The sequence below is a fragment of the Pseudomonas sp. P9_35 genome (genome assembly GCF_034008205.1).
GTDB classification, from domain to species: domain Bacteria; phylum Pseudomonadota; class Gammaproteobacteria; order Pseudomonadales; family Pseudomonadaceae; genus Aquipseudomonas; species Aquipseudomonas kilonensis.
Map to the genome: position 1 here is coordinate 2,367,265 of NZ_CP125373.1, position 12,554 is coordinate 2,379,818.

The 12,554-nt window shown below is 59.3% G+C and carries 16 protein-coding genes; 5 read left to right on the forward strand and 11 right to left on the reverse strand.

What is annotated here, in order from left to right; translation table 11 throughout:
• Positions 1-47: 47 nt before the first annotated feature.
• Both QMK47_RS10505 and QMK47_RS10510 read right to left on the reverse strand, forming a co-directional pair.
• The gene (locus QMK47_RS10505; protein ID WP_320390143.1) at positions 48-1,397 is read right to left on the reverse strand and encodes a heavy metal sensor histidine kinase; all 1,350 of its coding nucleotides are present in this window, start codon (positions 1,395-1,397) and stop codon (positions 48-50) included.
• A complete protein-coding gene (locus QMK47_RS10510) occupies positions 1,394-2,074 on the reverse strand; it encodes a heavy metal response regulator transcription factor (RefSeq protein ID WP_320390144.1) in 681 nt (226 codons plus the stop codon). Before QMK47_RS10510 ends, QMK47_RS10505 begins: the two co-directional genes overlap by 4 nt.
• A gap of 157 nt (positions 2,075-2,231) precedes the next feature.
• On the opposite strand from QMK47_RS10510, the gene QMK47_RS10515 reads away from it, so the two are divergent.
• Both QMK47_RS10515 and queF read left to right on the forward strand, forming a co-directional pair.
• Positions 2,232-2,777 (forward strand): cupredoxin family protein, encoded by a 546-nt coding sequence (locus QMK47_RS10515; RefSeq protein WP_320390145.1) that lies wholly within the window; start codon positions 2,232-2,234, stop codon positions 2,775-2,777.
• Positions 2,778-2,838: 61 nt separating this feature from the next.
• Entirely contained in the window at positions 2,839-3,669 is an 831-nt protein-coding gene (queF, locus tag QMK47_RS10520) for an NADPH-dependent 7-cyano-7-deazaguanine reductase QueF (RefSeq protein WP_320390146.1), read from the forward strand.
• A gap of 186 nt (positions 3,670-3,855) precedes the next feature.
• On the opposite strand, the gene QMK47_RS10525 is transcribed toward queF, so the two are convergent.
• Together QMK47_RS10525 and QMK47_RS10530 are read right to left on the reverse strand one after the other, a co-directional pair.
• A complete protein-coding gene (locus tag QMK47_RS10525) occupies positions 3,856-4,119 on the reverse strand; it encodes a DUF4404 family protein (RefSeq protein ID WP_214508918.1) in 264 nt (87 codons plus the stop codon).
• Positions 4,120-4,228: 109 nt separating this feature from the next.
• Complete coding sequence (locus QMK47_RS10530) at positions 4,229-4,849, reverse strand: HAD family phosphatase (RefSeq protein WP_320390147.1); 621 nt, start codon at positions 4,847-4,849, stop codon at positions 4,229-4,231.
• Between the two features lie 202 nt (positions 4,850-5,051).
• On the opposite strand from QMK47_RS10530, the gene QMK47_RS10535 reads away from it, so the two are divergent.
• The 3 genes from QMK47_RS10535 to rssC all read left to right on the forward strand — a co-directional run bounded on the left by QMK47_RS10535 (position 5,052) and on the right by rssC (position 7,751).
• Positions 5,052-5,741, forward strand: coding sequence for a VacJ family lipoprotein (locus QMK47_RS10535; RefSeq protein ID WP_092344347.1), 690 nt, complete (start codon positions 5,052-5,054; stop codon positions 5,739-5,741).
• A gap of 346 nt (positions 5,742-6,087) precedes the next feature.
• Entirely contained in the window at positions 6,088-7,269 is a 1,182-nt protein-coding gene (gene rssB / locus QMK47_RS10540) for a two-component system response regulator RssB (protein ID WP_053120765.1), read from the forward strand.
• Positions 7,269-7,751 carry an anti-sigma factor antagonist RssC gene (gene rssC / locus QMK47_RS10545; protein WP_018609990.1) on the forward strand — a complete coding sequence of 161 codons (483 nt, stop codon included), beginning with the start codon at positions 7,269-7,271 and terminating at the stop codon, positions 7,749-7,751. The genes rssB and rssC overlap by 1 nt, the downstream gene beginning before the upstream one ends.
• A 203-nt stretch (positions 7,752-7,954) precedes the next feature.
• On the opposite strand, the gene tal is transcribed toward rssC, so the two are convergent.
• The 7 genes from tal to QMK47_RS10580 form a co-directional block, all read right to left on the reverse strand.
• Positions 7,955-8,881, reverse strand: a complete 927-nt coding sequence (gene tal / locus QMK47_RS10550; RefSeq protein ID WP_214508920.1) for a transaldolase — start codon at positions 8,879-8,881, stop codon at positions 7,955-7,957.
• Positions 8,882-9,059: 178 nt separating this feature from the next.
• A complete protein-coding gene (gene dusA / locus QMK47_RS10555) occupies positions 9,060-10,046 on the reverse strand; it encodes a tRNA dihydrouridine(20/20a) synthase DusA (protein ID WP_320390148.1) in 987 nt (328 codons plus the stop codon).
• A gap of 82 nt (positions 10,047-10,128) precedes the next feature.
• Positions 10,129-10,413 (reverse strand): type II toxin-antitoxin system RelE/ParE family toxin, encoded by a 285-nt coding sequence (locus tag QMK47_RS10560; RefSeq protein WP_024616334.1) that lies wholly within the window; start codon positions 10,411-10,413, stop codon positions 10,129-10,131.
• On the reverse strand, positions 10,403-10,645 hold the full coding sequence (locus QMK47_RS10565; protein WP_024616335.1) for a hypothetical protein: 243 nt from the start codon (positions 10,643-10,645) through the stop codon (positions 10,403-10,405). The genes QMK47_RS10560 and QMK47_RS10565 overlap by 11 nt, the downstream gene beginning before the upstream one ends.
• Positions 10,646-10,865: 220 nt before the next feature.
• The gene (locus QMK47_RS10570; protein ID WP_320390149.1) at positions 10,866-11,588 is read right to left on the reverse strand and encodes a metallophosphoesterase; all 723 of its coding nucleotides are present in this window, start codon (positions 11,586-11,588) and stop codon (positions 10,866-10,868) included.
• Between the two features lie 93 nt (positions 11,589-11,681).
• Positions 11,682-12,281, reverse strand: a complete 600-nt coding sequence (locus QMK47_RS10575) for a putative adenosine monophosphate-protein transferase Fic (RefSeq protein ID WP_320390150.1) — start codon at positions 12,279-12,281, stop codon at positions 11,682-11,684.
• A complete protein-coding gene (locus tag QMK47_RS10580; RefSeq protein ID WP_003199786.1) occupies positions 12,281-12,451 on the reverse strand; it encodes a YhfG family protein in 171 nt (56 codons plus the stop codon). Before QMK47_RS10580 ends, QMK47_RS10575 begins: the two co-directional genes overlap by 1 nt.
• Between the last annotated feature and the right edge of the window lie 103 nt (positions 12,452-12,554).

Genomic DNA, 12,554 nt, shown 5'->3' on the forward strand with positions numbered 1-12,554 from the left:
GCAGCCCAGCGGGAGCAAGCTCCCTCGCCACAGGGGTTGCGTCGGGCTCAATCCCCCTTCGGCAATTCGATCAGGAACCGCGTCCAGCCATCGGCCGATTCACAGCGAATCTGCCCGCCATGGGCGCGGATGATCGAGCGGGTGATGGCCAGTCCGAGGCCCGCGTGTTCGCTGCTGCCCTCCTGGCGGGCCGGGTCGGCGCGATAGAAGCGGTCGAACAGGCGCGGCAGCAAGTCCGCTGCAATCCCCTCGCCGCTGTTCTCCACGCTTATGCTCACCCTTTGAGAAACATCGACAATGCGCACCCGCACTTCGCCGTCAGCGGGGGTGAAGCGCAGCGCATTGTCCAGCAGGTTGGAGAGCGCCCGGCGCAACATGTTGCGGTCACCCTCGATGCGCCCATCGCCCTCGCGGCTCAGGCGTACGTTGGTGTCTTCGGCCAGCGGCGCGAAGAAGTCCAGCAGCACGTCCACCTCTTCGGCCAATCGCAGCGGTTCGCGATTGAGCGCCAGCAAGCCGTGGTCGGCCTTGGCCAGGTACAGCATGTCGTTGACCAGTTGCGCCATCCATTGCAGTTCTTCGAGATTGCTGTGCAACGCCTCGCGGTAATCCTCCAGGGGGCGTTCGCGGGTGAGGGTGACCTGGGTGTGGGTCAGCAGGTTCGACAGCGGTGTGCGTAATTCATGGGCGATGTCGGCAGAGAACGCTGAGAGCCGCTGAAACGCATCGTCGAGGCGTCCGAGCATGGTGTTGATGCTGTGGGCCAATTCCGCCAGTTCGGCGGGCATTTGCTCTTCGGGCAGTCGGGCGTTGAGTGAGCGGGCCGAGACACTGCCGGCAATGGCGCCCATGCGCCGCAAGGGGCGCAAGGCCCGCCGGGCGGCCCAGGCACCCAGCAGGGCGGTGGCCAGGGCCGAGAGGCCCACGGTCAGCCAGATCAGGCGCTGCATGCGTTGCAGGAAGTGCTGGTGGTGGGTGATGTCCAGCAGCAGGGTCAGCTGCGGCGAATTGGCTCGATCGGGATACAGCGGCGCATTCAATACGCGGTAATCAGTGTCGGCATCGCTGAGGGTCGACAGGCCGGGCCGCTCTGGCAATTGCGCCGGAATCCGGATCGAGCTGTCGTACCAGCGCACACCATCGCTGCCCTTGATGCGCAGCGCCAGGTCGGCCTGGCGGCTCAATTCATCTTCCAGGCGCGCCTGGGTCTGCTCAGCGTCGAGGTCTTGCAGGGCCCGGCGCAGGCCGATCAACTTGCCTTCGAGCAGTTGCTGGTCCAGTTCGATGAAGTGCGCCTCGCTGCCACGGCTGAACAACACCCCGGCGAACAATGACACCACGGCGGTGCAGGCGGCGAACAGCAGCGCCAGGCGGCTGCTCAGCGACAACCGCCTCACAGGCTGCGCTCTTCAAGCACATAACCCATGCCCCGCACGGTATGGATCAGTTTGCTGGGGAAGTCGTCGTCAATCTTGATTCGCAGGCGTCGTATCGCGACTTCGATGACGTTGGTGTCGCTGTCGAAATTCATGTCCCAGACCTGGGACGCGATCAGCGATTTGGGCAGTACTTCGCCCTGGCGGCGCAGGAGCATTTCCAGCAAGGCGAATTCCTTGGCGGTGAGGTCGATGCGCCGGCCGCCGCGTTCGACACGACGGCGGATCAGGTCCAGGCGCAAGTCGGCCAGTTGCAGGGTGGTTTCCTGTTGCGTCGAACTGCCTCGACGCAACAGGCTGCGTACCCGCGCCAGCAACTCGGAAAAGGCAAAGGGCTTGACCAGGTAATCATCGGCGCCCAGCTCCAGGCCGTGTACGCGATCCTGTATCGCATCCCGCGCGGTGAGAAACAGCACCGGTGTCTCCAGCCCGGCGCCACGGACGGCTTGCAGGATCTGCCAGCCATCGCGGCCGGGCAACATCACGTCGAGGATCAGCAGGGCGTATTCACCGCTCAAGGCCAGTTGCTGGCCGGTGATGCCATCGGCCACCAGGTCGGCATTGAACCCGGCTTCACCCAGGCCCTGGCGCAGGTATTGGCCGGTTTTGGTTTGGTCTTCGACGATCAGCAGTTTCATGGGCAGCTCAGGGCATGGTTTGAACGTGGGCGTTATACCGCGGCGGCCGGGCTCGTGGCACAACCTGACAGAGTTGTAATGCAACTGTCAGTCAATTGGCAGCCACACCGATCTAGAGTCTTGGGCAAGTTGAACCTTACCTTGTCGGAGTATGAACATGTTGATGGTAAACCGTCTGATCCTGGCCGCCTCCGCGTGGGTATTGAGTAGCTCGTTGTGGGCATCGCCCGGTGCGCACTTTGATTTCGGCCAGCCCGCACCGGCGGCCAAGGCCAGTCGCACCATCGAGGTGGTGATGGGCGACATGTCGTTCAATCCTGGCACGCTGGATATCAAGGCAGGCGAGACGGTGCGGTTTGTACTGATCAATAAAGGCCAGTTGTTGCACGAATTCAACCTCGGTAACGCCGCGATGCATGCCCAACACCAGCAGGAAATGCTCAAGATGCAACAGAGCGGCATGTTGACACCCACCGGGATGAAACCGGGAATGGACCATGCCTCGATGAATCCGGCCTCGATGGAGCACGGTGGTAAAGACGGCATGATGGGCCACGACGACGCTAACAGCGTGCTGGTTGAGCCGGGCATGTCCGCCGAGCTGACCTGGGCTTTTGACAAGGCTACCCGGCTGGAATTTGCCTGCAATGTCCCCGGTCATTACCAGGCCGGGATGAAGGGCGACCTGACAGTCAGTCAGTAAGCACTCAAAGGCTGCCGCAAAGGCTGATAGAATCGGCTGATTCTTCAGTCAGGTTTCCGTCATGCATCCCGCAGCCGAACATTCGCCGCTGGGCAAATCCAGCGAATACATCGCCACGTACACGCCGTCACTGCTGTTCCCGATCCCGCGCACGGCGAAATGGGCGGAACTGGGCCTGACGGCCGAGACCCTGCCGTACAAGGGCGTGGATTTCTGGAACTGCTTCGAGCTGTCGTGGCTGCTGCCGTCCGGCAAGCCGGTGGTGGCCATCGGTGAATTCGCGATCCCGGCGGATTCGCCGAATATCATCGAGTCCAAATCCTTCAAGCTGTACCTCAACTCCTTGAACCAGACCCCGTTCGCCGATACCGCGAGCCTGGAAGCGACCCTGCGCCAGGACCTGTCGACGGCTGCCGGCAAAGCAGTGGGCGTGCGGATCCGCAGCCTCAAGGACGTGGAGCGTGAAGGCATCGTGGCGTTGCCCGGTACATGCATCGACGATTTGGACATCAGCGTCGACTCCTACGCGCACCCGCGCCCGGAACTGCTGCGTTGCGATGCTTCGCGCATCGTCGAGCAAAGCCTGCACAGCCACTTGCTCAAGTCCAACTGCCCGGTGACCAGCCAGCCAGACTGGGGCAGCGTGGCGGTGGAATATCGCGGCGCGGCCCTGGACCCCGCCAGCCTGCTGGCCTACATCGTCAGCTTCCGCCAGCATTCGGATTTCCATGAGCAGTGCGTGGAGCGAATCTTTCTCGACCTGCAGCGCTTGCTCAAGCCGGAAAAACTGACGGTGTACGCGCGGTATGTGCGTCGGGGCGGGTTGGATATCAACCCGTATCGCAGCACCGAAGACGTGCAACTGCCCAACCACCGCCTGGTCCGCCAATAAACGTTCCTTGTGAAAGTGAGCTCTTGTGGGAGCGAGCTTGCTCGCGATGAGTCCGGTACATTCGACATTGATGTCAGCTGACACACCGCTATCGCGAGCAAGCTCCCTCCCACAGGGAATGCGGTTCAGTTTTGTGAAACTAAAAAGCCCCGCTAGCGACAGCAGGGCTTTTTGCATTTAAAGGGTTCAGATCCCCATATTGCCCAACGCTTGCACGATGTTGCGCAAGGTCCCGGCAAGGGTGGGGTGTTCCACCTCGAAGCGTTCGACAGCCAGGTTCACATTGTCGGCGAGGTTGTTGTCCGGTGCTTTGGTTTCCAACTCAAGCTCAAGTTCGATCTTTTGCATCAGCGCGTGCAGGTCATCGCGCTCGACTTCGGAAAGCGGTGGATTCTGGTCCAATTGCTCGCGCAGTTTGTTGAGCTGTTCTTGCAATTCGCGGGCAGGCATTGGCGTACTCCCTTTATTGATAGGCACAGCCATGGACCGCGACAGTCTGTCAAAAGTCCGTGGCTTGCCTTAAGAGTAATCCACACTCACGCTCCCTGCATGATCCCGGTCATGGCTTCTCGCCTTTGAGTCGGCGCAGGCTGATGTCCGCCAGGCAGGTGTCGAGTTCGCCCAGGTGATCGATCACCGAATGTACCCCCAGGCCGAACAATTGCACGGTGGCCTTGGCGCGCTTGGTTTCCCGTTCCTGTTGGCTCAGCGCCTGCCATTCGCCAGGCGCCAGGCCACACAGCGAGCCGCAGGACGCCAGGCCGATGGTCCACAAGCCGGCGTTGAGCCCTGACTGCAACAACCGGGGTTCGCCACTGACCAACACGCAACCGTCCAGTTGCTGGACGTTCAGCGCCATCAGCGCCTGCCAGCAGGCATGTGGTGCTGGCCAAGGATTATTTGTTGCTGGAAGTTGCGGCGGTTTGATCCACGTCGGCAATGAGGCCGCCAGGGCATGACTGACGGCAGGCGGCAGTTCGTCGAGCCAGGCGCAGGGGATTTCCTGGCGCTGCAGGTGGTGCAAGCTCTCCAGGGCGCCCGGTGTTGGCTGCGCATGCTCGACTGGCGCTGCCCCTGGTTGACGGATGCGTGCGCCGAAATCCACCAGGCATCCGCTCAGGCCAAACAGTACGGCGGTCAGGCTGGCGGCGGGGAGGGGCAGGGCTTCGGCGCGGGGCATGGGAACGTCCTTGAAATAACCTGCAGCCTAAAGGGCCTCGATGACAGTCCGGTGACAGTGAAATGAAGGGTGCCAGTCGTGGAAACGTCCTACGGCCTACTTGTTTTTTCGGTGCTGCCTATCCACGCGTTCCGTCTTATACTAGCCACCTTACCGCCTGGGCTCGGCGCCCTTGCCTGATTAATCCAAGGAGTTTTCCCCTATGCGCTGGAGCCATCGTCTAGCTCAGCTGTGTTTGTCAGCCAGCGTCGTGCTGGTTCCGTTCGCTGCCCAGGCCGCCACGGAAGAAGATCCTTGGGAAAGCATCAACCGTCCGATCTTTACCTTCAACGACACCATTGATACCTACGCGCTCAAGCCACTGGCCCAGGGTTATCAATACGTGACGCCGCAGTTCCTCGAAGACGGCATTCACAACATGTTCCGCAACATCGGTGACGTGGGCAACCTGGCCAACAACGTGCTGCAGGCCAAGCCGGCCGCTGCCGGGGTCGACACCGCCCGGTTGATCTTCAACACCACCTTCGGCCTGCTGGGCTTCTTCGATGTGGGCACCCAGATGGGCCTGCAGCGCAGCGATGAAGATTTTGGCCAGACCCTGGGCTACTGGGGACTGGGCAGCGGGCCATATGTAATGCTGCCGCTGCTGGGGCCAAGCACCCTGCGTGATGCGCCGGCCAAGCTGGTCGATGACTACACCGCCCCGTATCGTTATATCGATAACGTCTCGGTGCGTAACTCCATTCGAGGCCTGAACGTCGTCGACACCCGCGCCAGCCTGTTGTCGGCCGAGAAGATGGTGAGCGGCGACAAGTATGTCTTCATCCGCAACGCCTACCTGCAAAACCGCGAATTCAAGGTCAAGGATGGCCAGGTCGAAGACGATTTTTAATTCCGACCTGTAAAACCACGAAGGCGGCCCACAAGGCCGCCTTCTGTGCTTTTGGCGTCGTGTTTGAGCGGGTTTGATCCTTCCATTGAGTTACGCTTCGCTCGGTTCTTATAACTCTCTGTACTTTGACAAATAAAGACGGCAAGCGGCTATCTGCCTGAGCTTGAAACGCCCCGCGGATGGGAGTACCGTCTGCGCCTTAGAAGGGCACCTCTGATGTAGTTGTGTGTAGGGCAAAGGCCTGAAACCGGTACGACAGAGAGGCTAGAAAGCGAATCCAGTAGTGCGTGCAAGGCCAGATGGCCCAGCCCGCTACGCCAACCTAATTCTGGCGCCGTTTGCCCACATGCCAAAAACCAGTGCCACGCTGCTGATAATCGATGATGACGAAGTGGTGCGAGCCAGTCTCGCAGCCTACTTGGAAGACAGTGGTTTCAGCGTCCTGCAGGCCAGCAATGGCCAACAGGGTCTTCAGGTATTCGAGCAAGACAAGCCCGACCTGGTCATCTGCGACCTGCGCATGCCGCAGATGGGCGGACTCGAACTCATTCGCCAGGTCACCGAGATTTCCTCGCAGACTCCGGTGATCGTGGTTTCGGGCGCGGGCGTGATGAACGACGCGGTCGAGGCGTTGCGCCTGGGCGCGGCGGATTACCTGATCAAGCCCCTTGAAGACCTTGCGGTGCTCGAGCACTCGGTGCGCCGGGCCTTGGACCGTTCGCGCCTGTTGGTCGAAAACCAGCGCTACCGCGAGAAGCTGGAAACCGCCAACCGCGAGCTGGAAGCCAGCCTGAACCTGTTGCAGGAAGACCAGAACGCCGGGCGTCAGGTGCAGATGAACATGCTGCCGGTCAGCCCCTGGACCGTCGACGATTTCCGTTTTGCCCACCAGATCATCCCGTCGTTGTACCTGTCGGGCGATTTCGTGGACTATTTCCGGGTCGACGAGCGGCGAGTGGCGTTCTACCTGGCGGACGTTTCCGGCCATGGCGCTTCTTCGGCATTCGTCACGGTGCTGTTGAAGTTCATGACCACGCGCCTGTTGTTCGAATCCAAGCGCAACGGCACGCTGCCAGAGTTCAAGCCTTCTGAAGTCCTTGGGCATATCAACCGAGGCCTGATCAGTTGTAAGCTGGGCAAACACGTCACAATGGTCGGTGGAGTCATCGACGAGGAGACTGGTTTGTTGACCTATAGCATCGGCGGTCACCTGCCTTTGCCTGTGTTGTATACGCCAGACAGTGTGCGTTACCTGGAGGGGCGTGGTTTGCCGGTGGGCCTGTTCAACGAGGCCACCTACGAAGACCACGTACTGGAATTGCCGCCGACATTCAGCCTGACGCTGATGTCTGATGGCATTTTGGACCTTTTGACAGAACCTACACTCAAAGAGAAAGAAGCGGCCTTGCCTGAACGGGTGAGTGCAGCGGGCGGCAGCCTGGAAGGCTTGCGTCAAGTGTTTGGATTAGCCACGCTCGGGGAGATGCCGGATGATATCGCCCTGTTAGTGTTGAGCAGGAACCTTTGATGAGTACCGGTAGAATCCAGTTCGCCGAGCAGGACGGCACCTTTGTCCTGAAGTTTGTCGGTGAAGTGCGCCTGACCCTGTGTTCGGCGCTGGATGCGACTATTGAGCGGATCTTCACCTCGCTGAACTTCAGCGCCATCGTGATCGACCTGACCGAAACCCGCAGCATCGACAGCACCACATTGGGCCTGCTGGCCAAACTGTCGATCCTGTCGCGGCAGAAGGTCGGCCTGCTGCCGACAGTCGTCACCACCCACAACGACATTACCCGTCTGCTGCAATCGATGGGCTTCGACCAGGTGTTCAACATCGTGGGCGACCCTGTGCCGTGCCCGGAATGCCTGGACGACCTGCCTGACCAGGACCAGTCCGAAGAAGAAGTGCGGATCAAGGTGCTCGAAGCCCACAAGATCCTGATGGGGCTCAACGACTCCAATCGTGAAGCCTTCCATGACCTGGTGAATGCGCTGGAAGGGCCTTGACCCCTGGGTTTTGCTTAGGCAGACCGGCCCCATCGTCGGAACGCCGCCCGGAGCAAGCTCGCTCCCACATTGGAATGCATCACCTGTGGGAGCGAGCTTGCTCGCGATAGCGTCTATCGATCCGCCACATCCCTCAGGCCAAGCCGCACAAAAAAGGGCGAACCCACCAAGGTTCGCCCTTTTTGCATACCTTGTGAATCAGCTCAAAGCTTGGCTTGCAGCAACGCCTCCAGCTTCTCCTGGTCCCGGGCAAACTGACGAATACCTTCCGCCAGTTTCTCGGTCGCCATGGCGTCCTCGTTGGACAACCAGCGGAACTGCGTTTCATTGAGGATCAAGCGCGCTTCCCCGGCTTGCCCTGGCGCCAGCTTGCGCTCCAGCTTGCCTTCGTCGGCGGCCAGTTTTTCCAGCAGGTCCGGGCTGACGGTCAGGCGGTCGCAGCCGGCCAGTTGCTCGATCTGGTTGAGGTTGCGGAAGCTCGCGCCCATGACCACGGTCTTGTAGTCATTGGCCTTGTAGTAGTTGTAGATGCGCGTCACCGACTGCACGCCCGGATCATCAGCGCCGGTGTAGTCGTTGCCATTGGCTTTCTTGTACCAGTCGTAGATACGGCCCACGAACGGCGAAATCAGGAACACCCCGGCATCGGCGCAGGCGGCAGCCTGGGCGAAGGAGAACAGCAGGGTCAGGTTGCACTGGATGCCTTCACGCTCCAGCTGCTCGGCGGCACGAATGCCTTCCCAGGTGGAAGCGATCTTGATCAGCACGCGCTCGCGGCCAATGCCGGCCTTGTCGTACAGATCGATCAGGCGATGCGCACGCTTGAGCATGGCCTCGGTGTCGAACGACAGGCGCGCGTCCACTTCAGTGGAGATACGCCCAGGGATCACTTTCAGAATTTCTTGCCCGACCGCCACGGCAAAACGGTCGCTGGCCAGGCCCACATCGCCCTTGCAGTCCGCCACGCAGGCGTTCAGCTGCTCGGCATAACCTTGAATGGCCGAGGCCTTGAGCAGCAGGGAAGGGTTGGTGGTAGCGTCCACGGGTTTGACGCGGGCGATGGCCTCGAAGTCGCCGGTATCGGCCACAACGGTGGTGAACTGTTTGAGTTGTTCCAGCTTGGAAGTCATGAGCGTGCTCTGTCCTATGGGTCCGTTGACATTACCCGAGGGCCGGCAGCCACTCAAGGGCGTGAAGGGGTATCGACGGGCCCCAGCGGCAACAACCTGAAAACGGCTGTTTGAAAGGCCGGGGCGGTATCGGTAGATACGATGCCAAAACAGCGCGCAGGTTCAAAGCAAGTGACGGTTAACGCCCTTCCAGCAGTTGCCCCGCCTGATCCAGCAGCGCCAATGGATCCTTGGTTTTGTGAATGTCCACCGACAACAACTGCCGAAACCGCCGCGCCCCCGGGAACCCGGTGCCCAGGCCCAACACGTGACGAGTGATGTGATGCATCGCCCCGCCAGCGGCCAGGTGATCGGCGATATAAGGCCGCAATTGCGCCAGCGCCTCGGCCCGGGTGATGATCGGCGCGGTGCTGCCGAACAGCTGCTGATCGACTTCGGCCAGCAGATACGGGTTGTGATAAGCCTCGCGCCCCAGCATCACACCGTCGAAGGTCTGCAAATGCTCGTGGCACGCCTCCAGCGTCTTGATCCCGCCGTTGAGCACAATCTCCAACTCCGGAAAATCCGCCTTCAACCGCGCAGCCACGTCATAACGCAGCGGCGGGATATCGCGATTCTCCTTCGGCGACAACCCCTCCAGGATCGCAATCCGCGCATGCACGGTAAAACTCGTGCAACCGGCCTCACGCACCGTCCCGACAAACTCACACAACTGCTCGTAACTGTCCCGCCCATTGATCCCGATGCGATGCTTGACCGTCACCGGAATCGACACCGCATCGCGCATGGCCTTCACACAGTCAGCCACCAAATCTGGATGCCCCATCAGGCAGGCGCCGATCATATTGTTCTGCACCCGATCGCTGGGGCAGCCGACGTTGAGGTTCACCTCGTCGTAACCGTGCTCCTGGGCCATACGGGCACAGGCGGCCAGGTCGGCTGGGACGCTGCCGCCCAGTTGCAGGGCTAGCGGGTGTTCGGATGGGTGGTGGCGCAGGAAACGTTCGTGGTCGCCGTTGAGTAGGGCGCCGGTGGTGACCATTTCGGTGTAGAGCAGGGCGTGTTTGGAGAGGATGCGTAGGAAGAAGCGACAGTGGGCGTCGGTCCAATCCATCATCGGCGCGACGGAGAAACGGTGGGAGAGCGGGGCAGTTTGTAGGGGCATTGGGAATCTGAATCAGCGAGGCGGATGGCACAGTTTATCAGGGAAGGGCAGGACGTGTTGGGAGCGCAATATTGCGCCGACTTCACCAGTTGGTGCGGGGGCGTTGTCGAGTGTGGAATACGCCGAGGATTTGGAGGCGATCACCGTGTACGCGGTACGGAATCAGGTAAGACCAGTTTGGGACCGCCCATTCCCGCGTCTGTTTGACTCGTCCTTCTCGACCCATTGCGGGAAACTGAGCCAATTTGTCTACGCTGGCGAAGATCGCTTCGGAGAAGTCGTCAGCAGCCTTGGGGTTTTCAAGTGCAATATAGCTGGCTTCGTCCTCCAGGTTTTTGAGTGCTTTTTCCAGCCACTCAACCTGCATTCTGACTCCAGCGCCGAGCACGCATCGCTGCCACTTGCTCATCGGTAGCAAATTTGCCTTGGTCAGCTTCCTTTACGGCAAGTTCGATCTGTGTGGTCAGCGCTTTTTCGTGTTCGATGAAGTCGCGAAGAACGTCCATCGCCAAGTAGCTCGCACTTTGGCCGTTGGTCTTGGCCAGATCGGCGAGGGAGTTCGATAGGTCTTCGGGCAGATTCAGGGATATGCCGGACATGGCAGCCTCGATGGTGGACGTTTTCGGGCATCTTACACCGTTGACCGAGCGCTTGAATCAGCAGGCCGTCGCAAGGTGTGTCTCGACGTGAGTTGTTCCCCTCGTGCGCTGATCTGAAAAAGCCTCACAGACGCCGCCGTCCCGGGGGTAAATGTGGGATATGGAATGGCATGACGTTGATCTCACACCGAGAATCAAAGCCAATGAGACTGCCCCATTCTCACTGGCTCATGCTTATGCTGATTATGGTTTCGGTTTGGATGTCTACCAGGCTCAATGCACCGTCGGAAAATGAGCAGCCGGTGTCGATATAAACGACGTTGCCCAGGTGTATAACACGGGGTACTGTTGAGTGCCCAACATAGAGCCGATCTATCCCTTTAATGGAAGTGAGGTCTTGTTGCTCGATTTTCTCTCTTGCATACAGCGCTGTTTTCAAGGCTTGCCGTTGATGTGACTCTCCAGAATTTCCAGTGATAGCGTCTTTGGCTTCCTGCCATCCATCGTCACTTCGGATGACAGGAACTTCGGCATGAACTATTCCAATTGTTTGATCGCTTGGTAAATTGATTTCAATGATCAATGGAAGTGCTTGCAGGGCTTTTGATAGTTCTTGTTGAATGTCGGGTTGTAACTCGTAGAGCCAGGCACCACCGTTTCGGATATGTCTGGGGATGTCCCCATGGCCGGAGATACAGTCAATAAGCATATGCTCATGATTGCCGCGTACGGCATGGAACCACGGCTTCTCAAGCCAGTTCAATACATCCATGGAGTCGGGACCTCGGTCGATGAGGTCTCCCACGGAAAAGATGCGATCCAGCTCAGTGTTGAAGTTTAGTTTGTCTAAGGCTGCTGTTAGAAGTTTGAAATGCCCGTGAATGTCGCCCACCACAAAGTCGCGACCTTTTTTGTTGGGTGGGAAAGATCTCGTCTTGTACATTTTCAGTGCTTCAGCAGATGTTGATTGGCGGTGACTGTATCACTTGGCGAAATAAACAGTAAGACGCTGAGCGGGGGGGATAACGTCGTACGGTCAAGCTTGAATCGCCTGCCCGATGCACTTCTCAAAAACCTGTTCCATAGGCTCCACCACGCAGTTGTACGCTGCGATATTGGCGTAGATCCACTCGTCCTTCTCAATCCCCCACCAACTGATTTCAAACCCGGCATTCATGATGAGGTGTTCAAACAGGATGCGTTGCGCTCGACCGTTGCCTTCGCGGAAGGGGTGTACGACGTTGATGTCGGAATAGGCCTCTGCCACAACGACTATCAGCTCCGCTCGCTCCATGCCCTCGAACCAGTTTGCTGCTGCCAAGGCCGTGAAGATCTTGCTGGCTTCCTTTTCCATGTACTCAGGTTGGCAGAAGCGGGTGGCTTGTTTGGACATGCCGACGGTGCGCAACTCTCCGGCCCATTCGAACAGGTCTGAAAAGAGGATTCGATGAATGTTTTGAAGGTAGGCCAGGCTGTAGGGAGGAGGGCTGAACTCGACGTTGTCCGCTGCGATGGCCGAGAGCTGTTGTTCGGCTTCGCTTAGGGTCGGTTCGTCTCGAATATCGAGTTTGTTGCGAAGGACCGTGGAGCCGGGATAGCAATAAGCGTCCTCGCCGACTCCATATTTGTCAGCCATCAGGTTCTGGTCTGGGTGAAGGCCTTCAAGACCTCTTCACGCGTTGGCATTTTGCGTTCGCCGTCGGCGAAGGTCGTTTTGAAACCTTCCAGACGGAGGCTGGCTGCGTAGTTCGATCTACGCGTCCTGGCGGCATAGGCCTTTTTGGTTTCAAGGCTGACGTTGCCCATGGGCTGGACCTCAAATCGCGCTGGTGGGCGGATTATAGCCCATCCCGTTGGCGTGGCCTATGTTGCGGCCTGGACGAAAGGCGTTGAGCGCTCATTCGTTTCG

Excerpts from the sequence above, each read along its gene's own strand:
- QMK47_RS10560 (WP_024616334.1), bottom strand. The coding sequence starts at position 10,413 with ATGCAGGTTGAGTGGCTGGAAAAAGCACTCAAAAACCTGGAGGACGAA.
- QMK47_RS10515 (WP_320390145.1), top strand. The coding sequence starts at position 2,232 with ATGTTGATGGTAAACCGTCTGATCCTGGCCGCCTCCGCGTGGGTATTG.
- rssC (WP_018609990.1), top strand. The coding sequence starts at position 7,269 with ATGAGTACCGGTAGAATCCAGTTCGCCGAGCAGGACGGCACCTTTGTC.
- QMK47_RS10570 (WP_320390149.1), bottom strand. The coding sequence starts at position 11,588 with ATGTACAAGACGAGATCTTTCCCACCCAACAAAAAAGGTCGCGACTTT.
- dusA (WP_320390148.1), bottom strand. The coding sequence starts at position 10,046 with ATGCCCCTACAAACTGCCCCGCTCTCCCACCGTTTCTCCGTCGCGCCG.
- QMK47_RS10530 (WP_320390147.1), bottom strand. The coding sequence starts at position 4,849 with ATGCCCCGCGCCGAAGCCCTGCCCCTCCCCGCCGCCAGCCTGACCGCC.
- QMK47_RS10510 (WP_320390144.1), bottom strand. The coding sequence starts at position 2,074 with ATGAAACTGCTGATCGTCGAAGACCAAACCAAAACCGGCCAATACCTG.
- QMK47_RS10580 (WP_003199786.1), bottom strand. The coding sequence starts at position 12,451 with ATGGGCAACGTCAGCCTTGAAACCAAAAAGGCCTATGCCGCCAGGACG.
- rssB (WP_053120765.1), top strand. The coding sequence starts at position 6,088 with ATGCCAAAAACCAGTGCCACGCTGCTGATAATCGATGATGACGAAGTG.
- QMK47_RS10525 (WP_214508918.1), bottom strand. The coding sequence starts at position 4,119 with ATGCCTGCCCGCGAATTGCAAGAACAGCTCAACAAACTGCGCGAGCAA.
- QMK47_RS10535 (WP_092344347.1), top strand. The coding sequence starts at position 5,052 with ATGCGCTGGAGCCATCGTCTAGCTCAGCTGTGTTTGTCAGCCAGCGTC.
- QMK47_RS10565 (WP_024616335.1), bottom strand. The coding sequence starts at position 10,645 with ATGTCCGGCATATCCCTGAATCTGCCCGAAGACCTATCGAACTCCCTC.
- QMK47_RS10575 (WP_320390150.1), bottom strand. The coding sequence starts at position 12,281 with ATGGCTGACAAATATGGAGTCGGCGAGGACGCTTATTGCTATCCCGGC.
- tal (WP_214508920.1), bottom strand. The coding sequence starts at position 8,881 with ATGACTTCCAAGCTGGAACAACTCAAACAGTTCACCACCGTTGTGGCC.
- queF (WP_320390146.1), top strand. The coding sequence starts at position 2,839 with ATGCATCCCGCAGCCGAACATTCGCCGCTGGGCAAATCCAGCGAATAC.